25 protein-coding genes and 7 pseudogenes are annotated in these 21,829 nt (G+C 71.9%); 18 read left to right on the top strand and 14 right to left on the bottom strand.

The genetic code is table 11. From position 1 onward, the window contains the following. Nucleotides 1–230: 230 nt before the first annotated feature. Nucleotides 231–805: pseudogene (locus tag LNW73_RS00145) on the top strand (carboxymuconolactone decarboxylase family protein). Beyond that, nucleotides 802–1,674 carry an RNA polymerase sigma-70 factor gene (locus tag LNW73_RS00140; RefSeq protein ID WP_250988353.1) on the top strand — a complete coding sequence of 291 codons (873 nt, stop codon included), beginning with the start codon at nt 802–804 and terminating at the stop codon, nt 1,672–1,674. Before LNW73_RS00145 ends, LNW73_RS00140 begins: the two are co-directional and overlap by 4 nt. A gap of 34 nt (nt 1,675–1,708) precedes the next feature. Here LNW73_RS00140 and LNW73_RS00135 read toward each other — a convergent pair whose 3' ends face one another. Next, complete coding sequence (locus LNW73_RS00135) at nt 1,709–2,554, bottom strand: hypothetical protein (RefSeq protein WP_250988352.1); 846 nt, start codon at nt 2,552–2,554, stop codon at nt 1,709–1,711. Between the two features lie 76 nt (nt 2,555–2,630). Beyond that, nucleotides 2,631–2,993, bottom strand: coding sequence for a hypothetical protein (locus LNW73_RS00130; RefSeq protein ID WP_250973771.1), 363 nt, complete (start codon nt 2,991–2,993; stop codon nt 2,631–2,633). 367 nt (nt 2,994–3,360) lie between these two features. Here LNW73_RS00130 and LNW73_RS00125 point away from each other — a divergent pair, with 367 nt between their 5' ends. Beyond that, nucleotides 3,361–4,242, top strand: a complete 882-nt coding sequence (locus LNW73_RS00125) for a helix-turn-helix domain-containing protein (protein WP_308407772.1) — start codon at nt 3,361–3,363, stop codon at nt 4,240–4,242. A 150-nt stretch (nt 4,243–4,392) separates the two neighbouring features. Here the strand turns inward: LNW73_RS00125 and LNW73_RS00120 are convergent, their stop codons facing one another. Together LNW73_RS00120 and LNW73_RS00115 are read right to left on the bottom strand one after the other, a co-directional pair. After that, on the bottom strand, nt 4,393–4,647 hold the full coding sequence (locus LNW73_RS00120; protein WP_250988350.1) for a CBU_0592 family membrane protein: 255 nt from the start codon (nt 4,645–4,647) through the stop codon (nt 4,393–4,395). A 4-nt stretch (nt 4,648–4,651) separates the two neighbouring features. Then, nucleotides 4,652–5,566, bottom strand: coding sequence for a cyclase family protein (locus LNW73_RS00115; RefSeq protein WP_250988349.1), 915 nt, complete (start codon nt 5,564–5,566; stop codon nt 4,652–4,654). A 70-nt stretch (nt 5,567–5,636) separates the two neighbouring features. Between LNW73_RS00115 and LNW73_RS00110 the strand changes: the two genes are divergently transcribed. Continuing rightward, on the top strand, nt 5,637–6,554 hold the full coding sequence (locus LNW73_RS00110) for a LysR family transcriptional regulator (RefSeq protein ID WP_250988348.1): 918 nt from the start codon (nt 5,637–5,639) through the stop codon (nt 6,552–6,554). Nucleotides 6,555–6,671: 117 nt separating this feature from the next. Here LNW73_RS00110 and LNW73_RS00105 read toward each other — a convergent pair whose 3' ends face one another. Beyond that, nucleotides 6,672–7,220, bottom strand: a complete 549-nt coding sequence (locus LNW73_RS00105; protein ID WP_250988347.1) for a DUF6939 family protein — start codon at nt 7,218–7,220, stop codon at nt 6,672–6,674. A gap of 404 nt (nt 7,221–7,624) precedes the next feature. On the opposite strand from LNW73_RS00105, the pseudogene LNW73_RS00100 reads away from it, so the two are divergent. The 12 genes and pseudogenes from LNW73_RS00100 to LNW73_RS00060 all read left to right on the top strand — a co-directional run bounded on the left by LNW73_RS00100 (nt 7,625) and on the right by LNW73_RS00060 (nt 14,538). Then, a pseudogene (locus tag LNW73_RS00100) lies at nt 7,625–8,292 on the top strand (response regulator transcription factor). Nucleotides 8,293–8,315: 23 nt separating this feature from the next. Then, the gene (locus LNW73_RS36210; RefSeq protein WP_308407621.1) at nt 8,316–8,789 is read left to right on the top strand and encodes a hypothetical protein; all 474 of its coding nucleotides are present in this window, start codon (nt 8,316–8,318) and stop codon (nt 8,787–8,789) included. Next, a pseudogene (locus LNW73_RS36205) lies at nt 8,786–8,872 on the top strand (hypothetical protein); the annotation flags it as partial. The gene LNW73_RS36210 and the pseudogene LNW73_RS36205, both read left to right, overlap by 4 nt. 42 nt (nt 8,873–8,914) lie before the next feature. Continuing rightward, nucleotides 8,915–9,559 (top strand): sensor histidine kinase, encoded by a 645-nt coding sequence (locus LNW73_RS36200; RefSeq protein ID WP_308407771.1) that lies wholly within the window; start codon nt 8,915–8,917, stop codon nt 9,557–9,559. A 173-nt stretch (nt 9,560–9,732) separates the two neighbouring features. After that, nucleotides 9,733–10,514, top strand: a pseudogene (locus LNW73_RS00090) (ABC transporter ATP-binding protein). A gap of 96 nt (nt 10,515–10,610) precedes the next feature. Further along, complete coding sequence (locus tag LNW73_RS00085; RefSeq protein WP_250988346.1) at nt 10,611–11,090, top strand: hypothetical protein; 480 nt, start codon at nt 10,611–10,613, stop codon at nt 11,088–11,090. Between the two features lie 69 nt (nt 11,091–11,159). Further along, on the top strand, nt 11,160–11,393 hold the full coding sequence (locus LNW73_RS00080; protein WP_250988345.1) for a hypothetical protein: 234 nt from the start codon (nt 11,160–11,162) through the stop codon (nt 11,391–11,393). Next, entirely contained in the window at nt 11,390–11,686 is a 297-nt protein-coding gene (locus LNW73_RS00075) for an ABC transporter permease (protein ID WP_250988344.1), read from the top strand. Before LNW73_RS00080 ends, LNW73_RS00075 begins: the two co-directional genes overlap by 4 nt. Before the next feature lie 328 nt (nt 11,687–12,014). Further along, nucleotides 12,015–12,191, top strand: coding sequence for a hypothetical protein (locus LNW73_RS00070; RefSeq protein ID WP_250988343.1), 177 nt, complete (start codon nt 12,015–12,017; stop codon nt 12,189–12,191). A gap of 119 nt (nt 12,192–12,310) precedes the next feature. Next, nucleotides 12,311–12,775: a hypothetical protein gene (locus LNW73_RS00065; protein WP_250988342.1), complete on the top strand. Its 465-nt coding sequence runs from the start codon at nt 12,311–12,313 to the stop codon at nt 12,773–12,775. Further along, a complete protein-coding gene (locus LNW73_RS36580; protein WP_374118018.1) occupies nt 12,763–13,347 on the top strand; it encodes an ABC transporter permease in 585 nt (194 codons plus the stop codon). The genes LNW73_RS00065 and LNW73_RS36580 overlap by 13 nt, the downstream gene beginning before the upstream one ends. Before the next feature lie 792 nt (nt 13,348–14,139). Then, complete coding sequence (locus LNW73_RS00060; RefSeq protein WP_250988341.1) at nt 14,140–14,538, top strand: hypothetical protein; 399 nt, start codon at nt 14,140–14,142, stop codon at nt 14,536–14,538. 148 nt (nt 14,539–14,686) lie between these two features. Here LNW73_RS00060 and LNW73_RS00055 read toward each other — a convergent pair whose 3' ends face one another. From LNW73_RS00055 to LNW73_RS00035, 5 genes and pseudogenes are all read right to left on the bottom strand, one after another. Continuing rightward, nucleotides 14,687–14,893, bottom strand: a complete 207-nt coding sequence (locus LNW73_RS00055) for a hypothetical protein (RefSeq protein ID WP_250988340.1) — start codon at nt 14,891–14,893, stop codon at nt 14,687–14,689. A gap of 156 nt (nt 14,894–15,049) precedes the next feature. Beyond that, complete coding sequence (locus LNW73_RS00050; protein ID WP_250988339.1) at nt 15,050–15,235, bottom strand: tetratricopeptide repeat protein; 186 nt, start codon at nt 15,233–15,235, stop codon at nt 15,050–15,052. Nucleotides 15,236–16,626: 1,391 nt separating this feature from the next. Then, a complete protein-coding gene (locus tag LNW73_RS36195; RefSeq protein ID WP_250993133.1) occupies nt 16,627–16,875 on the bottom strand; it encodes a hypothetical protein in 249 nt (82 codons plus the stop codon). Nucleotides 16,876–17,187: 312 nt separating this feature from the next. Beyond that, nucleotides 17,188–17,520: pseudogene (locus tag LNW73_RS36575) on the bottom strand (trypsin-like peptidase domain-containing protein); the annotation flags it as partial. Between the two features lie 34 nt (nt 17,521–17,554). After that, the gene (locus LNW73_RS00035; RefSeq protein WP_250988338.1) at nt 17,555–17,662 is read right to left on the bottom strand and encodes a hypothetical protein; all 108 of its coding nucleotides are present in this window, start codon (nt 17,660–17,662) and stop codon (nt 17,555–17,557) included. A 499-nt stretch (nt 17,663–18,161) separates the two neighbouring features. On the opposite strand from LNW73_RS00035, the gene LNW73_RS36185 reads away from it, so the two are divergent. Then, the gene (locus LNW73_RS36185; protein ID WP_250988337.1) at nt 18,162–18,683 is read left to right on the top strand and encodes a hypothetical protein; all 522 of its coding nucleotides are present in this window, start codon (nt 18,162–18,164) and stop codon (nt 18,681–18,683) included. Between the two features lie 188 nt (nt 18,684–18,871). After that, nucleotides 18,872–18,997, top strand: a complete 126-nt coding sequence (locus LNW73_RS36180; RefSeq protein ID WP_308407809.1) for a hypothetical protein — start codon at nt 18,872–18,874, stop codon at nt 18,995–18,997. Between the two features lie 230 nt (nt 18,998–19,227). Here LNW73_RS36180 and LNW73_RS36175 read toward each other — a convergent pair. The 4 genes and pseudogenes from LNW73_RS36175 to LNW73_RS00005 form a co-directional block, all read right to left on the bottom strand. Further along, nucleotides 19,228–19,338, bottom strand: a pseudogene (locus LNW73_RS36175) (hypothetical protein); the annotation flags it as partial. A gap of 167 nt (nt 19,339–19,505) precedes the next feature. Next, nucleotides 19,506–20,306, bottom strand: a complete 801-nt coding sequence (locus tag LNW73_RS00015; protein WP_250988336.1) for an AAA family ATPase — start codon at nt 20,304–20,306, stop codon at nt 19,506–19,508. A gap of 101 nt (nt 20,307–20,407) precedes the next feature. Continuing rightward, a pseudogene (locus LNW73_RS00010) lies at nt 20,408–20,632 on the bottom strand (AAA family ATPase); the annotation flags it as partial. Between the two features lie 161 nt (nt 20,633–20,793). Next, nucleotides 20,794–21,123, bottom strand: coding sequence for a hypothetical protein (locus LNW73_RS00005; protein WP_250988335.1), 330 nt, complete (start codon nt 21,121–21,123; stop codon nt 20,794–20,796). Nucleotides 21,124–21,829: the final 706 nt, after the last annotated feature.

Genomic DNA, 21,829 nt, shown 5'->3' with positions numbered 1-21,829 from the left:
ATCTGTACAGGCCCTGGCAGGCCGTCGACCGACCCTCATCTCCGGGTGGCCGGCGGTCGCCTCGGAGCGGACCACGGCGGGGGTGCCTCGACCTGGGCATGAGCAGCGGCCTGGTGACGAAGACCTGCGCCGGGAGGGCTTCGCAGCGCTGGACACGGCATGCGGGATGTCACATTCGCGAACCCGGCGGTGTCTTCATGTCGAACAGGCAGACATCCAAGGAGGAAACCATGGCGATACGCGTTCCCAAAGCGGAGCTCCCCACCGAGCTCAGCGAAAGCATGATCAAGCAGCTCGGTGCCGTGCCCGAGCCCGTCGAAGTGGTGTGGCACAGCCCAAGGTCGCGACGTCCAACATCGAGTTCGGGGCCAAGGTGGGCACGTGGGACGCGGCCGACGCGAGCCTCAAGTCGTTCGCGCACCTGGCCGTAGCGGCGAAGGTCGGCTGCAGTTGGTGCCTCGACATCGGCTACTTCCAGGCGCAGAACGAGAACCTGGACCTGACCAAGGCGAGCCAAGTGCCCCGCTGGCGGGAGTCGGAGGTGTTCACCCCGCTGGAGCGGGATGTGCTGGAGTACGCCGAGGCCATGACGGACACGCCGCTGACCGTCACCGACGAGCTGTACGCGAGTCTGCTCGAGCGGCTCGGCCCGGCGGCGATGGTCGAGCTCACCGCGTTCATCGCCTTCTCCAACATGGCGACCCGGAACAACAATGCGAACGGGGTCGCGTCGCAGGGCTTCTCCGACGCCTGCGAGATTCCTCTGGCCGCGCGTCCTCAGTCCGACCTGGCGTCGCCGGCATGACCGAGAACCCGTTCGTGGCCCATCGCAGCCTCCTGTTCACGGTCGCCTACGAAATGCTCGGGTCGGCGGCCGACGCGGAGGACGTCGTGCAGGAGTCCTGGCTGCGGTGGGCCGACGTCGACCGGTCGCAGGTGCGCGACCCGCGGGCCTACCTCGTCCGGGTCGTCACACGGCAAGCGCTCAACCGCCTGCGAGCGTTGTCGCGCAGCCGCGAGGAGTACGTCGGCGAGTGGCTGCCTGAACCGCTACTGACCTCCCCCGATGTCGCCGAGGACGTCGAACTCGCGGAGAGTGTCTCGATCGCGATGCTGACCGTGCTGGAAACGCTCGGACCGACGGAGCGGGCGGTGTTCGTGCTCCGCGAGGTCTTCGACATCCCGTACGGCGAGATCGCCGAAGCCGTCGGGAAGTCCGCGGCCACGGTGCGGCAGATCGCGCGGCGGGCCCGCGAACATGTGGCGGCTCGGCGGCCGCGGGTGCAGGTGAGCCGGTCGGAGCAGCAGGCCGTGGTGGAGCGCTTCCTGGAAGCGTTGCGGACCGGGCAGTTGCAGGAACTGGTGGAGGTCATGGCTCCGGACGTGGTCCTGATCGCCGATGGTGGCGGGTTCGCGGCCGCCGCTCTGGCTCCGATCCATGGGGTCGACCTGGTGGCGCAGGTCCTCGCGCGCGTGAACCGGGTGGCCGTGGCCTCGCTCGAGACGACCGCCGTATGGCTCAACGGCGCGCCCGCGGGCCGGATCGAGATCGACGGCGAGTTGGCCACGGCATTGAGTGTCGTGGTGGAGAACGGGCGGGTCACACGGGTCTACCTGGTGAGAAACCCACGGAAGTTGACACGGCTGGCGGAACCGGCCGAACTCTCCAGGTGAGCCGGCTGCCGCTCGGTCGTCGTGAGCGGCCGGGCTACGGGATGTTCTTCATTGCCGTCCGGAAGGCATCACGGTAGGTCGCGTCCAGTTTCTGCGAGCAGGGGAACGTCGCCACGGCGGCGCGGATCTCCTCCTGCTGGAAACCACGGTAGAGCGGGTCCGACTGCGCCCGCTGTTCCGTCTGTGCCGGGGTGAGTTCGGCGGTGCCCGTGATGCGGGTGATGAGCGTGTCGTACCGGGAGTGCAGAGCGGCGATCAGGGAGGTTCTGTCCTGGCTCACGTACCCGGCACGACCGGCACACGTGCGCCATTCGTCGGCGGCTTGTCTGTATGCGGCGCTGGATCGAACCGAGCCGTCGATCCTGTCGAAGCGGCTGTTGGCGAACTCCACGCCGAACTCCCGCCGGGACTGCTCCTCCGCGTGCTCGGAGCAGGACGAGAGGGTGTCGCCGAATTTCTTCTGATCGGCCGTCGACAGACTGCTCGCGTATTGTGCGTTGGTCCTGTCCGGCGTGAAGGCCGGCCATGCCGATATGCCGAACCCGTGCGTCCTTGCGTACGACGCGCTGGCGAAGTCGGTGTTGTCGTCCGTGTCGACGAGGCTGTGCGGGTTCTTCGCCGTGTAGGAGAAACCGGCCCCGGTCATGCATGAGGCCACTCTGCGTTCTGAGTCCGCGGCCTTTTCCAGATCGAATGCATTGTCTTCCGCATTCGGGAGGAGGCCGGCCAGTATGAGGACGAGGCGGTCCGCACGTGCGTGTTGAGCTGCGGTGAGTGCGGAGGCGGGGTTGTGTCCTGCGGAACTCGTGCACGAGGACACAACCCCGACGGCCGCAGCAACCGCCAGGGCGACCGGGAGGACCAGGACTTTGCGCTGCATTTCTGTTCTCCCTCACGCCGTGATCGGTTGTCGTGCTGACCTGGAGTCCTGGGTGCGGACCCCGGGAAAGCGGCTGCTACAGGTCGATGCCGTAGCCGGCGAGCGCGTGGTCGTAGGTGCTGTTGTTGCCGCAGTCGTAGTGCGAGTTGCCGCCGTGGGACGCCTCGATCGTGGACTGGTACCACTTGGTTCCGCCGTTGGCCCGCGTGCACTGGGCACGCACCATCCCGGACCCGCTGCCGTTGACCACCATGTTGATCTTCTTGTTGCTGTTGCTGGACGTCCACACCACGCTCGTCGAGCCGTAGGTGTGGGAGCCCGAGTGTCCCGAGTACTCGTAGACCGTCGCGCTCGCCGGGGCGACGGTGGCCAGCGCCAGAGCGCCGGCGAAGGCGCCGCCGACCAGGGTGCGGACAGTCCAGGACTTGACGTTGCTCATGATGGTGCCTCTCTTTGGATACGACGGTTTCCCAGCGTGAGAGCCATTGCCGATGGACTGCGACCAACAGTCCGTGCGACAACAATTCGCAATTCCCAGGAGAAGAATCGAGGGCGTTGCTTCGTCTCTCTGCTCGGCGGTGCCCGATCAATCTCTCGCAGTCGGCGACGCGCTTCTTGTAAAATCCGACCTGGCGCCGATTCTCTTTACTTATTCGCTGGGGTCGGATAGGGGTATGCAGATGAGGAGTTGTCGGATAACCGAATACTCCCGGCCGATGCGGTCTGTTCATCAGGCCCCCGACGCGAGACCCTTGACCGCCGGGAGGGGTCGACGGGATCCGTCGACGACGAATGGGGGAATCAGGGTGTGGCATCGAAAATGTCCGGCCGGAACGTGGGAGGTGGCTCGGCAGCTACCGCATCCCGCACTGCGACCAGGGGTGCTGCAATATCGCGGCTTCCGCATGGATCTCGGCGGATCCAGACGCCGGCTGGAGCTACCCTCCGGGTCCGTCACCGTCGTCTTCAACTTCGGCCGGCCGCTGCGGGTGACCTGTGCCTCCAGCGGGCGCGTCCTGGCGTCCTCGTCGGCACCGGTGGTGGCCGGCATGCTCACCCGTCCCTCGATCGGTGAACACTCCGGCCGGCTGCACGGCATGGAGGTCGCGCTCCAGCCCTGGGCCGCGTTCCGCCTGTTCGACACGCCCATGCGCGAGCTGGCCGACGCCATGGCGCCGGCCGACCCGGTGATCGGCGCGCGGTGCCAGATCCTGTCGGATGCTCTGGCCGAGACGCCGGGATGGCCGGAGCGCTTCGCGCTGCTGGACACGGCACTGCGCCTCTGGACCGAGACGGGCGCAACGCCCTGCCCGCGCACGATCCACGCCTGGGATCAGTTACGGGCCAGTGGGGGCACGATGCCCGTCCGGGAGTTGGCGACCTCGACCGGATGGAGCGAGCGCCACCTGGAACGCCGATTCCTGGAGCAGATCGGGCTCTCCCCCAAAGGCGCGGGCCGGGTGCTGCGTCTGCGGCAGGCCCTGACGATGATGGCCGAGGGGAGGAGCTCGGCCGATGTCGCGATGGAATGCCGCTTCTACGACCAGGCGCACTTCAACCGCGAGTTCAAAGCGATGACCGGGCATGCGCCGTCGCGTTTCATGGCCATCCGCACCCTCGGCGGCTCCGGCCCACCGGCCGTCGACCGCCTGGAGGGCCAGGTCACCAGCGCCGTGCTGGACGCCTGAGGGATCCCCGGACGCAGGGGTGCGGCGGCAGGGGCCGGCGCAGGGTGATCGTGCGCGGAAACCGCGTTCCCCGCGTGCTTCGCCGTGATGATGCGGTCGTCCACTACGAGCAGCCGGTGAAGGAGGGGCGCGCGCCAACCGGGTCTTCTCCTACCGCAATGGGGCGTGGGTGCGGGCGTGGGTGGTGATCGCGGCCGTGCCGATGACGATCCAGACCATGTTGAGTACCGCTGAGGGCCACGCCCGGTGATACGCGGAGTTGGCGGTCAGGGCGGCGGCGCCGAACAGGTTGAGCACCTGGAAGGCGACGCCGCCGGCACGGATCCGTTCGGCCGAGACCAGGGCGTAGGCCGCCAGCAGGAAGGCCGCTCCCGCCCAGCCGACGGCCGCCAGGAACATCTCCATCGAACTACCGGTCCTGGTCCACGAGCGCGTAGGCCCGTACGGGGAAGGTGCCCAGGCCCTCGACCGCCGGCGGTGCGGCGGTGAAGCGGAACCCGTGGGGCGGCAGCTGCTCCAGCCCCCGCAGGTGCTCGACCACGGGGATGCCCGCGGCGAGGAGCAGGGTGTGGGCGGGGCGGGTCCCGTCGGTCGTGCTGTCGATGTTGAGTGAGTCGATCCCCACCAGGGCCGGCCGCTGCTCGGCGAGCCAGGCCGCCGCCTCGGCGGTCAGGAAGGGGTGACCGTCGCCGTACTGCTCGGTGCCCCAGTGCCGGTCCCAGCCGGTGTGGATCAGCACGGCCTTGCCGGCCACGTCGTGCGGCAGCAGGAGCGACCGGTCGACTTCGGGCCCCTCGGTGCCCGTCACCCGGACCACCACGCCGTCCAGGTCGGTCAGCCGCTCCAGCGCCAGCGCGGCGAGGTCGTCCCCGTCGGCGAAGCGGTGGAAGGGAGCGTCGAGGTACGTACCCGTGTTGGCCACCATCGCGATGTGTCCGATGGAGAACTCGGTACCCGGCGCATAGGTGCCGCGAGAAGCCTCGCGGGAGAGGTGCTCGCCGATCTCGGGTCCGGGCACCCCCGGAAGGGTCACCATGCCCTGACGGATCGGATGGCTCAGGTCCACGGTCCGTCCCCCGGCACGAGCGGTCCCCGCGGTGCCGCGCGATCCCTTGTGGGGCTCGCGCAGCAGCTGCCGCTCGCTGATGCGTACCTCGCCGACCATCAGCAGACCGAGGTGGCGTACGAGCAGTTCCCCGACCTCCTGGTCACTGATGTCAGGACCCGGCACGTCCAGCCGGAACCCCTGGGTCTGCAGGGCTCCGCCGTTGGCGAAGACGACATCGGCGTCGAACTGGACGCGCCATTCCTCACTGGTTTCCATGCTCCGATGATCAGTGAAGCCCTGCTGTATTTCAATCACGATTTTCTGAAGTGCCACTACAGTTCTGCTTATGGAACTCGACCCCCGGCGGCTTCGCGTCCTGCGTGCGGTCGCTCTGCGCGGGGGTGTCATGGACGCGGCCCAGCTACTGCACCTGTCCCCGTCCGCCGTCTCCCAGCAGCTCGCGCAGCTGGAGCGGGAGGTGGGCCTGCCGCTGGTGGACCGCTCCCGGCGCAGAATCGGACTCACTCCGGCCGGACACCTGCTCGCCGCCCGCGCGGAACGCATCGAGCAGGAGCTGACCGAGGCGCGACGTGAACTGACGGAACTCAGCGGCCGGGTGGCCGGACCGGTCACGATCGCCGCGTTCTCCACGGCGATCTGCCACCTGGTGGCGCCGGCACTGAGCGCGATCGTGGAGGCGTATCCCGAGCTGGAACCGCGGGTGGTCGAGCTGGAGGGCCCCGCGGCCCTCCGCGAACTGCGCACCGGCGGTTGCGACATGGTCATCACCGAACACGACGGCGAGAGTGCCGAAGCCTCCGACGGGCACGACCTGGCCTCCTCCCCCGTGGCCGACGACGAGTACCGCGTGGTCACGCCCGCGAGCTGGCCGCGACCGGCCTCGATCCGGGACCTGGCCGGCCGCCCCTGGGTCGCCAGCCCCGACGACACCGCCTGCGGCCGGGCGCTCCTGCGGATCTGCGCCGACAACGGCTTCACCGCGCGCCGCGACCACCTGTGCAGGGAGTTCCCCACCGTCCTGGCGATGGTGGCAGCCGGTGCGGGAGCGGCCGTCGTGCCGACGCTGGCGCTCGGTTCGACACCGCCGGCAGCGGTCGCGGTGCCCGCCGTACCGGTCGTCGGCCACCGCAGGATCACCGCGCTGTTCCGCCGCTCGGGACCGGATCCCGTCGTGTCCGCCGTTGTCCAGGCGTTGCGGGAATCCGCCGATGAGGCCGGACTGATCCCGGTGCGGGTGCTGTGAACGCACAGGTCCGGCGGGTTGGACGATGATGTCCGCGACAACGTCCGGGATGACGTCCGCGACGATGCCCTGCCCGCTACAGACCTTGGCGCCCCGCGCGTCGTTGACGTCCAGGGCTCACGCCTCGTCAGGCCAGCGGCCTTCGATGTGCAGCTGAAGGAGCGCGGCATGTGAAAGCGGGGTGGCCAGATCGGCGACGTCACCGTTGGTCGTGTAGTCCAGGAGCACTACCTCGGCCTTCCCGCGCAGCTGCCCGACCAGATCCGCGACGCGGTTGTCGAGGACCCACCGGTAGGCCGGCAGGTAGATCCGGCGTCGGGCCGTCTCGTACGACAGGAGCTCCTCGCCGTGCAGCCCGGTGCGGTGGCCCCGGACCGGCCCGTAGCGGCGCACGGTCCGCTTGAGACCCTTCATCGAAGTGACGTCGAGCTTCGCCGGGTCGACATCGGCGTGCTCGAAGACCTTCAGCGCCTGCCAGATCCCCTCCACGCACTGGCCGGTCTCACCCTCGCCGTACGGGACCGGTACGCCGCCATGCGGATAGAACGGACTCAGCCGCACCCACGGATCCACCGCCCGGGACGTGACATCAATGATCTCAGCGCCGGGAAACGCAGCCGCCAACGAGGCCACGGCACGGCGACGGCTGGCAACGTGGATCGCCATCGGGAAGCTCCTTCATGCGCATGCAGACGTGGTGAGCCTCCCAGCATCGCCGACACCACTGACATCCCGCCGCTCGCGGCGTAGGCGGGGTGTGCGTTTGCCGCTTCTGCCCGGCGCCTTCGACCGCATCGTCTTTTGTATCGGGCGGGTATCGGCGAGCGCTTCGTTGTCCATCGAATCGGGGCGCCGGGCCGTGGCGAAGAGGGCCACGGAGGGTCTGGCATATCGTTCCTTCCAGGTCGCCGGCCGCGTGAGAACACCCGGGACCTCTGCCGCGCGACCTTCCGAACCATCCGAACCGCCCGAGCCGTCCGAACAGGAGTCAGCTGCCCGTGTCCCCCGCCACCCCGGCCCCGGCCGCTCCGCGACCCGCTCGCGTGCTGCTGGTGGAGGACGACGATCTGATGCGCCGGTCGTTCACCGTCGCCCTCGATCGCTACGGCTACCGGATGCGGGCCGCGGCCGACGGGCTGACGGGGCTGGAGGTCTTCCGCGCCGAGACCTTCGACCTGCTGATCCTGGATGTGCTGCTGCCCGGCCTGGACGGCATCGGCCTGTGCCGCAAGGTCCGGGAGACCAGCCTGGTGCCGGTGCTGATGATGTCCGCCCGCGGCGACGGACTCGACGTCGTCGCCGGTCTGGAGGCCGGGGCGGACGACTACGTGGTCAAACCCGTGGACAGCTACGTACTCGTGGCACGCATCCGTTCGCTGCTGCGCCGGGCGACCTACCCGCCCGCCCCGGCACCTGGGCAGACCGCGGGCGACGAGCCGCTCCCCTCCGAGGGGGACCTGCTGGTCCTCGGGACCTGACCATCGACACCGGCGGCCTGGAGGTGTTCGTCGCGGGAAGCCAGGTGGCGCTGACCCCGACCGAACTGAAACTGCTGCTGGAGTTCGCCGCGCACCCGGGCATCGTGCTGCAGCGGCACACCCTGCTCCGGAACGTGTGGGAGTACGGCTGGGACGGCGACAGCCGGGTCGTGGACCTGTGCGTGCAGCGGCTGCGCAGGAAGCTGGGCCGGGACAGGATCGAGACGGTCCGCGGCTTCGGCTACAAGCTCAGGCGTTGAGGCCGGTGCACCCGTTCCACCGCATGCGTCCGGCCCGTGTGCCCCTGCGCTGGAAGATCGCCGCACTGGCCGCGGCCACGGCCTGTCTGGTCGCGGTGGCGGTCGGGCTGCTGGTGCACGTCTGGACCGCGCAGGACATCCAGGGCAGAGCCGAAATGCGGGCCTCCAACGGTGTGTTCTCTGCAGTGGACACCTACCGGCGCACCGGAACCCTCACCGGCGGTGCCGTGCTCGATCCGGCCGAACTGCCCTACGCGCTGCGGAACCCGGCCGACGATGACCGCCACACCGCCTATGACGGGAGCGTCCACGGCAATGTGGGACCCAGCGTTTGGGCCGCGCAGCGGGTCGACGGCCCGGGCAGCCCGGTGCTCGCCCTTCAGGTCAACATGAGCACGGAGCGCCACGAACTGTTCCGGCTCGACCTGGTCATGGCGGTCGCGTCGCTGATCGCCCTCGCGGCGGCCACGCCCCTGCGGTCTACGGAGCCGGGCTGATCGGCCGCCGGCTGGGCCGGGTCTCCGAGACCGCGGGCCGGATCTCCGCCGGGGACCTGGATGCCCGGACCGGGCACATCAAGGGCCGCGACGAGGTCGCCGACATCGCCGGCACCGTCGACCTCATGGCGGACAGCCTCAGCCGGCAACTGCGCACCGAGCGCCGGTTCACCGCGGACGTGGCCCACGAACTGCGCACCCCCGTCGGCGGTCTGCTGGCCACCGCCGATCTGCTGCCGCCCGGCGAGACGGAGGATCTGCTCCGGGCCCGGGTGCGCGACCTGCGCGGCCTGGTCGAGGACCTGCTGGAGATCTCCCGGCTGGACGCCGGCGCCGAACAACCGGTCCACGCCCATGTCCCGCTCGACGCGGTCGTCTCCGAGGCCGTGGCGCGCACCGGCCTGGACACAGCGGTCACCGTCGCCGAGGCGCAAACCGGACCGACCACGGAGACCGTGGAGACCGACCCTTGCCGACTCGAACGGATCATCAGCAACCTTGTCGGCAACGCCCACCGGCACGGGGCCGCCCCGGTACAGGTCACCGTCGACGGCCCTACGGTCGTCGTGCGCGACCACGGCCCCGGCTTCCCCCCGGACCTGCTGCGCGACGGCCCGCGCCGGTTCTACACAGGCGCGACGGAGCGCGGCACGGGCCACGGTCTGGGCCTGACCATCGCCCTGGGCCAGGCCCGGCTCCTCGGCGCGCAGCTGCTCCTGGACAACGCCCCCGACGGCGGCGCCGTCGCCACCCTGCGCCTGCCGGACTGACCGCCCGGCCTGAAGTGCCGGCCCGACCGCCCTGCCGGACCGCCCCGCCCGACCACCCAGCCCTACAGAACTGATACACAGATGAGCGGTCGCCGATACACGGCGGTCCAGGTCCCGATACGTACCCCGGACACCCTTCGAAGCGCACCATTCGGCACCGAAGAGGAGTCCCCGTGACCGCCGCACCCCTTGACGCTCGCACCGCGCACCGGACGACCGGAGCCGCGGCCGCCGTCACCGGCCTGTCCAAGGTCTACGGCAGCGGCGACACCCGCGTCGTCGCCCTGGACGATGTCAGCATCGCGTTCCGGGAGGGCGAGTTCACCGCGATCATTGGCCCCTCCGGCTGCGGCAAGTCCACGCTCATGCACTGCGCCGCCGGGCTCGACTCGTTCAGCTCGGGCTCCGTGCGCATCGGCACCACCGAACTGAGCACGCTCAACGACCGGCAGCTCACCCAGCTGCGCCGCGACCGGATCGGCTTCATCTTCCAGGCGTTCAACCTGCTGCCGACGCTGACCGCGCTGGAGAACATCACACTGCCGCTGACCATCGCCGGCCGTCGGCCCGACCGGCAGTGGCTGGACCGTGTGATCGCCATGGTCGGCCTGTCCCAGCGCCTCGACCACCGGCCCGGAGAGCTGTCCGGCGGACAGCAGCAGCGCGTCGCGGTGGCCCGGCGCTGGTCTCCCGCCCCGGGATCATCTTCGGTGACGAGCCGACCGGAAACCTCGACTCCCGTGCCGGGGCCGAGGTGCTCGGCTTCCTGCGCGACTCGGTGCGCGAGCTGGGCCGGACCGTGGTCATGGTCACCCACGACCCCGTCGCCGCCGGCTACGCAGACCGCGTGGTCTTCCTCTCCGACGGCCGCCTGGTCGACGAGATGGCACAGCCCACCCCCGACCGGGTCCTGGACCGGATGAAGGCCTTCGACACCCGCGCCCGCACGAGCTGACCCGTGCGCACGAGCTGACCCGCGGCGCCCGCCGGCACCGAACCAGACATCCGCTCGCATCCACCGAGCCCGCCCCCTGACTCAGGATCCGCACCCATGTTCCGAACCGCCCTGCGCAACGTGTCCGCGCACAAGGCCCGCCTGCTGATGACCGCGTTCGCGGTCATGCTCGGCGTCACCTTCATCACCGGCAGCCTCGTCTTCGGCGACAGCCTGAACCGTGCCGCCACCGCCCAGGCCACCGACGGCTACGAGCGCATCGCCGTCGAGGTCGATCTCAACGGCTCCCCCGGCGGCGGCCCCGGCCCGGGCGCCATCGACGCCCAGGCCGTGACCACCCTGGCCGAGTCCCCGGCGTCGCCGTCGCCGCGGGCCGGGTCGACGGCTTCGCCGCCGTCGCCGGCCGCGACGGCCGCCCGCTCGGTCACGGCGAGTCCCACCAGGGCGCCAACTTCGCCCCGGGACCGGACGGCACGGACCCTGCCTACCGCTTCACCCAGGGCTCCGGCCCGGCCGGCAACGACACGATCGCCCTCGACGAGAGCAGCGCCGCACAGGGCGGCTACCCGTCGGTGACACCGTGCGCGTGGGCACTGACAAGGCGCCGCGTCCTACACCCTCAGCGGGGTCTTCCGCACCGACGGGATGCGGCTCACCACCGGAAGCAGCCTGGTGCTGTTCACCGACGCCACCGCCCAGCGGCTCTTCCTCCGGCCCGGCCGCTACCGGAGCGTCGAGCTCACGGCCGCACCCGGCACACAGCCGCAGGAGCTCCTGCGCCGCGTCGAATCGGCGCTGCCCCAGGGCACCGGCGCGGTCACCCGGGCCAACTCGCCCGGATCAAGACGAACCTCGCGACCAGCACGAGCAGCACGATGAGCCAGATCCTGCTGGGATTCGCCGCGGTCGCCGTGTTCGTCGCCACCTTCCTCATCTCCAACACCTTCACGATGCTGATCGCCCGGCGCACCAGGGAGCTGGCCCTGCTGCGGGCCGTCGGCGCCTCGCGCCGGCAGGTGCGCCGCATCCTGCTGACCGAGTCCCTCCTCGTCGGCGCGATCGCCTCGGCCGCCGACTCGCCGCCGGCACCGGGGTCGCCGCTCTGCTCCAGACGCTCTTCACCCCCGCCGACACCCCGGCCGGCCCGCTGGTCCTCACCCCGGGCACCGTGATCATCGCCCTGCTGGTCGGCACCCTCCTGCCCATGGTCGCCGCCTGGCTTCCGATCCGCCGGGCGATGGCCATCCCGCCGTCGCCGCGCTCAGCGCCGCCGAGCCCACGGCGCCCGCGCGCGCCGGCTCCCTGCGCACCGGCCTCAGCGCCGCACTGGCACTCACCGCACCGCTGCCGTGGTGTACGGGCCCTCACGACGGAGAAGACACCCGGACCGTCATCGGACTCGGCGCATCGCTGACCCTGACGGGGACGATCGGCCTGATCCCGCTGCTGTCCCGGCCGTTCGTGGGCCTGGTTCAACCGCTGTTGAGGCGTCTGCGGCCGGTGCACGGCGACCTCGCGGCCCGCAACACGGTGCGCGACCCGCGCCGCACCGGCGCCACCGCCGCCGCACTCGCCATCGCCCTCACCCTCGCGTCGGGCCTGTCCGTCCTCGCGCCTCCGCCACCCAGTACCTCGACCGCGCGACCGCCCACGACTTCATCGCCGACTACCAGGTGAAGCCGCCGACGGCGCCATGCGGATGACCCCCGTCACCACGGCGCCCTCAGGAAACTGTCAGGCACCGTCGTCAGCCCGCTCAACCAGTCGACGCAATACCGGCTGGACGCACCTCCTCCGTGCTGACCGGCGTCGACCCCGCCACCATCGGCCGGCTGCTGCGGTACGACGTGCTCGAGGCTCTCTCGACTGCCTCGCCAAGGGCCAGATCGCGGTGCCGACTTCAAGGCGGCGCAGGCCGGCTGGCACGTGGCCAGACCCTTTCCCTCCAGCGTCAGGACGACCAGCGCGGCAGCGTCACCATCGGCGCCGTCTACCACGCGGACGAGCAGAGCGACCTGCTGCCCAGCATCACCGCACCGGACTCCCTCGTCGCCCGCTACGACTCCACCCCGAACACCGCCGCGGTCCTCGTCGCCACGGACGGCGGACCCGGCCGGGCCGCACTCGGCACCATCACCCACCCCTCGGCGACAACCCGGCCCTGGCCGTCCTCGATCAAGCAGCCGTCCGGGCCGAGGGCAGCGGCCCCATCGGCGACCAACTCAACGTCTTCTACGCCCTGCTCAGCATGGCCCTGGTGATCGCCGCACTGGGCATCGCCAACACTCTCGCGATGTCGGTCCTCGAACGCCGCAAGGAGATCGGCACGTTGCGCGCCCTCGGCCTGGACCGCGCCGGGGTGACCCGGATGATCCGCCTGGAGGCCCTGCTCATCGGCGGACTCGGTGCGACCCTCGGCACGGTCATGGGCGTCTTCCTGGGCTGGCGCTCGGGCGCACCCTCCAGGAGACCGTCGCGGCTACACGTTGGTCCTCCCCTGGGACGCCTCGCGCTCGGCGTGCTCATCGCCTGGCCGGGGCGTTGCTCGCCTCGCTCTGGCCGGCCCGCAGAGCCGCGAGCGTCGACATCCCGCCGCGACGGCGGCGCAGTGAGTTTCGCCCACCGGCCCCGGCTCAGGTTCCGGTACCGGCCGACCAGCCAGCCGGTACCAGAAGCGGGCCTCCTCCGGGCACCCTCGGCGTCCGCCACATCACCGAGGAGCGCGAGCACGACGGCCGGCAGCGGGTGCGGTGCCTCGGCGCGGGCTCGCCGGGGGCCGCCGGTGCGGGACGCGGGGTGTCGGCCGGCGCGGCGAGGCCGGCGGGGTCGGTGAGGTCGGCCGGCGCCTCCTGGTCCTCGGCCACCTGCGGGTGTAGACCTCCTCGGCCCGGTCACGGTGCCCCCGCTCAGCAGCAGCTCGGCCGTAGTCGTAGCGGGCCACGGCCTCCGTTCGGGGTCGCCGCACTCGATGGCCTGCTCGAACCACGGGTAGGCGTCCTCCGGCCGGCCGGCGGCCGTGAGCACCTGGCCGAGCAGCAGCAGCGCCTGCGGCCGGTGCTCGGTGTCGTCCGACGTGCCCAGCGGCAGCAACGTCCGCTCCGCCTCGGCGTACTGGAGCAGCCGGAACAACGTGCTGCCGAGGTAGCGGCGGGCCATCGGCTCCACCGAAGTGTCGCCGGAGCGAGGGCGTCGGAGAGCAGCTGCCGGGCCTCCTCCAGGTCGTTGGTCGAGCGGCGTACGACGCCGAGCAGTACGGCGGCGCGGGGGGCGTCTCCTCATCGGCGATCTCCATGGCGGCGGCCAGCAGTTCACCGGCCGCCTGCACCTCGCCCGTGTCCAGCAGGTACTCGCCGGTGCCGAGGTAGGCGAGACGATGGCCACCTGGTCACCGGAGTTCTCCACCCCGGCCAGCAGTTCCTCGGCCGCCTCCTCGTCGCCGCCGCGCAGCAACTGGACCGCGAGGTAGGCGCGGGCCACTTCGGTGACGTCGGTGGGCTCGTCGTCCACCACGGACCGCAGCAGTTCCTCCGCGGTCTCGGCGTCGCCGTCCTCGACGAGCACTTCGCCAGCTGGAACCGGGCCATCTGCGAGCCGGGGCGACGTTCGCGTCGCTCGCGGACCGCAGGTGGCCCAGTCCCTCGGGCCGCTGCGCGTTCTGGATCAGGACCATGCCGAGTACGGTGACCGCCCAGGTCGCGACGGTGGGGTCGTCGGAGTCCGCGACGACCCGCAGCAGGCTCTCGGCGCGCGCCAGGTCGCCCTGGTCGGCGAGCATCAGGGCGAGGTCCATCCGGCCGATCTGCGACCACTTGCTCGTGCCCCGAGTCGATGGCGGTCCGGTACGCGTCCTCCGCCTCCTCGTACCGCCCTCCCCGGCGAGGAAGTCGCCGAGCAGGTCGGCGGCGCGCGGCGACTGGACGGGGTGGCCGGCGTCCACCGCACCGGTCAGCTCCTCCACCACCCGGTCCGGCTCGTTGCCCGGCGCCCTGAGCATCAGGCCGAGGTCGATCCGGGCGATGGGTGACCAGTGCTGGTGCCCGGAGCCGATGGCGGTCCGGTACGCGGCCTCCGCCTCCTCGTACCGGCCCTCTGGGACAGGAAGTCGCCGAGCATGTCGGCGGCGCCCGGCGACAGGTCCGGGTGGCCGGCGGCGATCGCGGTGGTCAGGAGGGTCACCGCCCGCTCCGCACCATCCGGTTCGTCCCGGCGCTGTCACCGGCACCCTCCTGGGCGCCGTCCCCGTCACCGCGCCGTGCCAGGCTGATGACGACGTCGGCGAGGTCGACGAGGGCGGCCACCGACCAGTCCGGGTGTCCGGTGGCGATCGCCCGCTCCAGCCACTCGACGGCCGCGGACCGTCGCCCTGCGCGGAATAGCACTCGCCGAGCGCGCAGGCCGCCCTCGCGACTGGTCGGGGTTGTCGGAGCCGGCCACCTCCAGCAGAGTTCCATCGCCTCGTCGATGCGCTCCTGTGCAGCAGTGTGATCGCCAGGAAGACCTTGGCGAGCGGGGTCAGCAGTGGGTGCCGGAGCGGATCAGCGCCGCAGCAGCGTCTCGGCCTCCTCGTACCGCCCCCGCACGATCAGGAGTTCACCCAGGCAGGCCTGGGCCAACGGCACCGCGTGGAACTGCCCGCTGTCCAGCACCGAACGGAGCAGCTCCTCGGCACGGTCCAGCTTGCCCTGGTTCACCAGCAGACCGCCGAGGTTGGCGCGGGCCATCGCGGTGATCTGCCGGCGATCGACTCACGACCGCCCGGGACAAGGTCCACGGCTGCTCGGCCGGTCCGCCGGACCGCCCCGGACGATGCCCGGGGCGGCTCCCGACCCGGACTTGCCGCGCACCGCGCCCGGCCTGCGGCCGGCCGTACGCCCGCCGGTTCGCCGTCGCTGAGCGTGAGAGCCTTGACCAACTGGGCCTGCGCCAACGGCGTCACCTCGGTGTCCCCGCGGCGAGCACCGCCTCCAGCAGCCGCTCCGCCCCGGTCGCTCTCCCCTGTCTGACCAGCACTCCGGCCAGACCCACCTGCGCCATCTGGAGACCTGCGGATCGCGCGAGCCCACCGCGGCCTCCAGCAGCTCCCGGCCCTCCCGGTCGCCGGTCACCATCAGCGCCCCGGCCAGTACGACCTGCGCCAGCGGCACCACGCTCTCCACATCGGAGGCCACCGCGCTGCCCAACTGCTCCACCGCCGGACCGAACCGGGCCAGGTACAGAACATCTCGCCCAGCATCAGCGCCGCCCAGGCCGGGTTGTCCCGGTCCTCGGACGCCGTCCCGACGATCCGCAGCAGCGTCTGCTCGCGATCTCCGTCTCGTCGCGGATCACGCGGTGTACCGGTCGCCAGCAGCTCGCCGGCGGCCGGCTGTCGGTGAGGTACTGCCAGGCGAACCGCGGCACCGCGGCCGACGGGTCGTCGTCGCGGGTGTCCAGGTACTCCGCCATGTACGGGGTCGCGGCGTATGCCCGGGGCGCCGTCCGGCCCCGGCACCTGCTGGACCAGTGCATGCTGCCGGCCACCGGCTGCCGGCCCAGGCCAGCGCGGTCCGGTACCCGGCGTCGTCGGCGTCGAGTTCCGGGTGGTAGGCGAAGAGGTAGGCGTCGAACAGTTCCCGCAACGCTCCTCGGGGACGCCCTCGGCCAGGCCCATCCGCAGCCAGTCGTGGCGCCCGCGCCAGTGCCCAGCTGCCGGGTCGCTGTCCGCGCCGTCGTTGAAGCGCTGCTCCAACCGGGTGCGGCGACCATGAGTTCACCGATGCCGCGGACGTCGAAGTCCTCCCGGGGTACAGCTCCCTGGCCAGCTCCGCGTCCTCCGTGCTCAGCAGCGACGGCAGTTCCACGGTCCGCGCCTTGGCCAGGACGGTTCGGGTGGTGCGGCCGACATCGTTCTCCATGCCGGTGAGGGCGGCCCGGTGCTTGGCCGGGATGGTCGCCACCACCGTGAACCCCGCTGGCGGGTGAACCGTTCGAGAATCTGCAGGTCCAGGCCCCCGGCCGCAGGAAGCGGTGCAGGTCGTCCAGCCAGACCACCACGGGTCGAGCCGTGGGCAGCGGCAGCAGCCGGCTGAGATCGTCCAGCACGCGCCGGTCCGGGCCGTCCGGGCGCGCACGATCAGCCGGGCGCCGGGCATCGTCCGCAGCAACGCCTCGTACAGGGTGCGGGACTGCCCGCCTTGGACCGGCCGGCCAGCACCACGAACCGCTCCTCGGCGAGGTACGCGTCCAGCTGGTCGTCCTGGGGCGCGGACACGTAGGGCGCGCCGTCCCGCAGGTCGCTGTACTTGGAGCGGGAGACCCCGATGTCGTGCGGATCCACCTCGTCCACCCGGGGGATCGCGCCGTCCCCGGCAGCGGCAGCCACAGCAGGCTCTCCAGCCGGTCGCGCAGCTCGGTGTGGTGGTGTCCCTGATGTACGGGGCGAGGCCGGGCCAGTACCGGGCCACCGTCTCGACCCGGACCGGCGTACGCGGTGCGCCGTCCACCGCGACCACCTTGTCGCGGGCACCAGCATCCCGACCACGCCCTGGAGGTTGACGTCCCACACGGCGAGCCGGAGAAGCCCTGCTCGAGCCCCCAGCCGGCGTGCGGTCCGGCTTCCACCTGGAGCCACTCGTCGCCGGCGTGCCCGATGATCTCGCCACGCACCGGCACGCCCTGGCGCGGTGTTCCGCCGGGTAGCCGTACGCCCGGAAACGGTGGTCCCAGGTGCCGGTGCCGGTGGTCCGCAGCGGGCCGGCAGCGCCTCCGGAGGCGCCGGCGCGCCGAGTTCGAGCACCGCCACATCGCCGGTCTCGTCGCCGGCGTCCGGGTGCCAGCCGTCGGCCACCACGGTCGCGGCAAGGGGTCGTGCGGACGCGAACTGGAAGCGGACGAACACCGGCTCCGCCGGAACACCCGGGGCCCGGCCCGACCGCACCACATGGGCGCAGGTCAGCACATGCCGCGGCGTCACCAGCAGGCCGGCGCCGACCGGGTCCCCGGTCGCCGACCGGCGCACGCTGACCAGCCAGGGCGGCCGCTCCCGGTCCGGGCCACCGGACTCAGGCCGTGCCGCCGGCGGCGGGCCGGCTCCAGTGCACCTTCACCGTGAAGTGGCCCTCGATCGCGCTCTTCGCGATCACCATGCCGGACTCCGCGTTGAACTTCATCCCGAACTCGATCTCGTACGAGTCCGGTCCCAGCCCGTACCGAGTCGATCACCGACCGGAGTGCCGGCCGGGCATGGTCGAGGGCGTCCTCCAGCCGCTGCCCGGCCCGCACCACTCCGCCCGGCTCCCGGGAGATCCGCTCCAGTCCCGGCGCGTCATCGGCCACCTCGACCTGCAACGACGTGCCGTCCGGACCCTCGAAACGCACGATCTCACTCATTGGCCCCCAAGTGCCTTGTGAATCAAGGATGTTGGAACTCCCCTGCCGGTGATCGTAATAGCCCGAACGCCGGATCGGCGCGGGTTTGCGGCGATACGATGACCGTCTTGCGGCGCGGCCCAGAAGACGGCCCGCCGAGCGGTCGACGGGGGACGGTGGCCGACGTGGGCGACGCCAGGCAGGAGATCGCCACGCTGGCGGACACCGCGGTGGGCGAGCCGGAGGCCGCGCTGCGGGTCCTCGGCCGGGCACTGCGCTGGTCCGCCGCGGCACTGGGATGTGGACGGCGGCGCCGCGGGCAGCCGCGCCCTCGTCGCGCTGTTCGCGCTCGACGATGCGCTGGAGGAGAGCCGCGGGCTGGCCGAGGCCATGGCCGGGCTGCTGGCCGTGGCCGCACCCGGCCAGGGGCCCGGCAGCCGCACCGAGGAGCTGATGCGGGAGCTCACCGATCTCAGCGAACGGGTCGACGGCGAACGGGCCGCCCTGGAGAAGCTCGCCGCCACCGAAGAGGCGTTGCGGGACCGGCTGGCCGCCCACGAGGGGCTGCGCCGCCAGGTCGACGAACTGCGGCGGCTGGAACGGCTGGTGCTCGCCCTGGACGCGCTCCAGGAGCAGCAGGAGGTCATCGCCCGGCGGCTGGCGGAGCGGGGCCGGGACAGCGGCGTCGACGAGGCGCTGTGGACCAGCAGCGACGCGCTGGTCCGGCTCTCCGACGACCAGCTGGCCGCGCTCGCCCCAGACCCGGCAGGTGCTGGAGCGGGCCGCCGACGCCCAGCGGGCGCTGGCCGCCCAGGAGCGTGAGCACGCCGCGAGCGCCGCCGAACTCGCCGCGTACCAGGACCGGTCGGAGCGTATCCGCAGCGAACGCGGCGGGCAGCTCGCGTCCTTGCGGCGGTACGCCGCCGACCGGGATCTGGCGCGCGCGTTGCAGACGCCGCAGGGCGCGCCGCCGGGACCGCCACCGAGGAGCAGCAGATCTCACTGGCGAGGTGGAGACCGCCGCCGCCGACATCGAGCGGCGGCTGCGTGCGGCGGACGACGCGCTGACCCGGGTGCTGGCGGAGCGGGAGCTCCAGGACCGGGACGGGCGGTTCATGGTGCAGCGCACCGGCTGAGGCGCCGGACCGCCGGCTGCGCGGGTGCCGGCGGCGGGCCGGGCCGCCCGCTCATCGGCTGCCCGGGTGCGTGCGGCCCGGCGGGTCCGGGACGTCGGCCGGGAGGAATTCGGAGGGGCGGCCGGGCCGGGTGCGTGCCGTGCGGGGTCGTCGGGCTTCGCGAACTCTCCGCCGCCGCGCACGAAGCGGTCGGCCATCCGCCCCTCCATGGTCTCCAGCAACTTCCGGACCGTCCGCGCGTTGCCGAAGCCCCTGGGATCGGTCCGCTGGGAGTCCTCCAGCCAGGCGGCGGCCCGCTCGGGCACACCGGGCCCCAGGGTGCAGCCGTCGGCGGCGGCCATCCGGCTCAGGATCTCCACCAGGTCCTTGATCGCGTAGTGCGGGAACGGCACCCGTTCGGCGAACCGCGACGGCAGCCCGGGGTTGCCGGCCAGGAACGCGTCCATCTCCCGTGGGTAGCCGGCCGCGATCACCACCAGCCGGCCCCGCCACTTCTCCATCTCCAGAGTCAATGTGTCGAGCGCCTCGGCCCCGTACCCCCGTACTGGCTGTCCTGGACCAGGCTGTACGCCTCATCGATGAACAGCACGCCGTCGAGCGCGTCCTGTACGGCCTGTTGCACCATCGGTGCGGTCTGCCCGAGGTACGAGCCGACCAGGGTCGCCCGGCCGGCCTCCACCACATGGCCCTTGCGCAGCAGGCCCAGGTCGCGGAAGAGCGTCCCGACCATCCGGGCCACCGTCGTCTTGCCGGTCCCCGGGGCCCGGTGAACAGCAGGTGCGGCGCCGCGAACCCGCTCTGCCCCCTGGCCTGCCGCAGCCGCAGCCGGTTGGTGAGGCTGGTCAGCACCTCGCGGACCGGGCCGAGGCCGACGTAGGCGTCGAGTCCGGCCAGCAGCGCCGCCGGGTCGGGTGCGGCGGTCCAGGTAGTCGCCGTAGCGCTCGGGGATGTCCTCGGGCAGCACCGGCTCCGTGACCCGCCGGCGGACCCGGGCCGCCCACCGCGTGAAGACGGCGTCGGCGAGGGTGCGCATGTCCCGCGCGTTGCCGAAGGACTCGTCGCGCGTCTCGTGCAACCGGTCGACGATCTGCCGTAGTTGCGCCTCGGTCCGCTCGGCCGCGCGGGCGCCGTGGCCGGCCAGCCGCCGCAGCGCGATGTCCGCCAGGACCTCCGCCGGGTAGTCGGGGAACCTGAGCACGTTGTCCGCGGGGAACCGGCTGGCCAGCCCGGGGTTCGCGGCGAGGAACTCGGCCATCTTGTCCGGATAGCCGGCCACCACCACGACCAGCCGTGCCCGGTCGTCCTCCATCCGCCGCAGCAGCACCTGGATGGCCTCGCTCCCGAAACCGTCCTGCTGATCGCTGAGCCGTACGCCTCGTCGATGAACAGCACCCCGTCCAGCGCCCGGTCGACCGTCGCATCGGTCAGCCCGGCCGTCTGGCCGACCAAGCCGGCCACCAGGTCCGGCAGCTTGGCCTCCACGACATGGCCCCGGCTCAGCAGCCCGAGATCGCGGTAGATCTCGCCGACCAGCTTGGCCACCGTCGTCTTTCCGGTACCCGGGTTGCCGGTGAACACCAGGTGCAGGGAGGGCGGTTCGAAGCCGGCCGGGCGGCCGGCCCCCAGCTCCTCCATCGCCTCGACCACTCCGCGCAGCTGCTCGAAGTGGTTGCGGATCACGTCCATGCCCTGGAGTGCGTTCAGGCGTTCCCACGGGTCCCGGTGGTCGGTGACGGCGCCGCCACCGAGGATGTCGCGCACCACGGCGCCGTTCAGCGCGCGCTCCGGCGGGTTGGTCAGCTGCCGCAGCGACCCCGCCAGGTGCGGGTGCTGCGCGGGTGGGTCGCCAGCGCCTTGACGATCGAGTCCAGCTCCCGCCAGTCCTCGATCCGCAGCCCCCACCGCAGCCGGGCCACATGGATCAGCCGTTCCAGCCCGCCCCTGCGGGTGATCGATCCGCACCGTTCCGGGCCGGCCCGACAGCGCGGCCTGGCCGCGGACGAACGTCTCCAGAAGGGGAAGTGCCGGCGTGCCTCCACGTACTGCGCCACGTCCTCCAGCGACGGTTTCCGGAAGACCATCACCCACAGGTTGCCGTCGTCGCCGTGCTGAGCCCACTGGGCCATCGCGCTCGCCAGCGGGCGGGCCGCCTCGGTGTGTTCCAGAAGTTCCTCGGCGAAGGAAACACCACCGCGGTCCGGGCCGTGCCCGCTGGAGATAGCCGAGGAGTCATCACCCCGAACGGGTCGCTCCAGCCCGGCGCCGGTGCCACCGGCGTCCCGTCCGCCGGGCCGCCGGGGGCGGGGCGGGGCTGCGCCCGAGCCGGGAGCGGTGCCCGGGCTCGCGGTTCGGTGCGGGGCGCGGAAGCCGGCACCACCAGATTGCCCATCGGACCCGCATCCCCGGCGTGCGCATGGTCCCGGGACCGCCGCGCCGGCCGCCGTCCCGTGCCGCCGCCCCGGACCGACAGGTCGCGGGACCTGGCGTCCAGGAAGTACACCGGGTGCTGCAGGGAGCAGAAGGCGATCCGCTCGTACCCTTCGGCCCGCAGCAGTTGCCACAGGGTCTGTTCCAGGTCGCACACCAGGTAGGCGCTGTTGACGAAGACGTCGCTGACCCGGGGCCGTACAGCACGGTGAACGGCTCACCGCTGCGCAGTGCGGCGCCGGCGAACCGCCCACCGTCGGCCCGGGCACGACGGCGGCGCCTGCGTCATACCCCGCCCGCTCCGGGGCGCGACTGCCCCTTCCGCAGTGTCTGGTTCTGTTCCGTGGCCCGGGTGCGCCGCTCCGCCTCCGCGCGGTGCCGCTCGATGTCCAGCAGCTCCGGGTC

This window comes from Streptomyces sp. RKAG337 (assembly GCF_023701715.1).
GTDB lineage: Bacteria > Actinomycetota > Actinomycetes > Streptomycetales > Streptomycetaceae > Actinacidiphila.
Note: the sequence above shows the minus strand (reverse complement) of the source record. Positions and strands in the feature narration are given on the sequence as shown.

Coding starts and splice junctions, on each gene's coding strand:
- LNW73_RS00120 (WP_250988350.1), bottom strand. CDS start 4,647: ATGGAGATGTTCCTGGCGGCCGTCGGCTGGGCGGGAGCGGCCTTCCTG.
- LNW73_RS36200 (WP_308407771.1), top strand. CDS start 8,915: ATGGCGGACAGCCTCAGCCGGCAACTGCGCACCGAGCGCCGGTTCACC.
- LNW73_RS36580 (WP_374118018.1), top strand. CDS start 12,763: ATGGCCCTGGTGATCGCCGCACTGGGCATCGCCAACACTCTCGCGATG.
- LNW73_RS00080 (WP_250988345.1), top strand. CDS start 11,160: ATGCGGCTCACCACCGGAAGCAGCCTGGTGCTGTTCACCGACGCCACC.
- LNW73_RS36210 (WP_308407621.1), top strand. CDS start 8,316: ATGCGTCCGGCCCGTGTGCCCCTGCGCTGGAAGATCGCCGCACTGGCC.
- LNW73_RS00035 (WP_250988338.1), bottom strand. CDS start 17,662: ATGAAGTTCAACGCGGAGTCCGGCATGGTGATCGCGAAGAGCGCGATC.
- LNW73_RS00115 (WP_250988349.1), bottom strand. CDS start 5,566: ATGGAAACCAGTGAGGAATGGCGCGTCCAGTTCGACGCCGATGTCGTC.
- LNW73_RS00015 (WP_250988336.1), bottom strand. CDS start 20,306: ATGGAGGACGACCGGGCACGGCTGGTCGTGGTGGTGGCCGGCTATCCG.
- LNW73_RS00050 (WP_250988339.1), bottom strand. CDS start 15,235: ATGGCCCGCGCCAACCTCGGCGGTCTGCTGGTGAACCAGGGCAAGCTG.
- LNW73_RS00105 (WP_250988347.1), bottom strand. CDS start 7,220: ATGGCGATCCACGTTGCCAGCCGTCGCCGTGCCGTGGCCTCGTTGGCG.
- LNW73_RS00135 (WP_250988352.1), bottom strand. CDS start 2,554: ATGCAGCGCAAAGTCCTGGTCCTCCCGGTCGCCCTGGCGGTTGCTGCG.
- LNW73_RS00140 (WP_250988353.1), top strand. CDS start 802: ATGACCGAGAACCCGTTCGTGGCCCATCGCAGCCTCCTGTTCACGGTC.
- LNW73_RS00085 (WP_250988346.1), top strand. CDS start 10,611: ATGTTCCGAACCGCCCTGCGCAACGTGTCCGCGCACAAGGCCCGCCTG.
- LNW73_RS00005 (WP_250988335.1), bottom strand. CDS start 21,123: ATGGCCCAGTGGGCTCAGCACGGCGACGACGGCAACCTGTGGGTGATG.
- LNW73_RS00075 (WP_250988344.1), top strand. CDS start 11,390: ATGAGCCAGATCCTGCTGGGATTCGCCGCGGTCGCCGTGTTCGTCGCC.
- LNW73_RS00110 (WP_250988348.1), top strand. CDS start 5,637: ATGGAACTCGACCCCCGGCGGCTTCGCGTCCTGCGTGCGGTCGCTCTG.
- LNW73_RS00130 (WP_250973771.1), bottom strand. CDS start 2,993: ATGAGCAACGTCAAGTCCTGGACTGTCCGCACCCTGGTCGGCGGCGCC.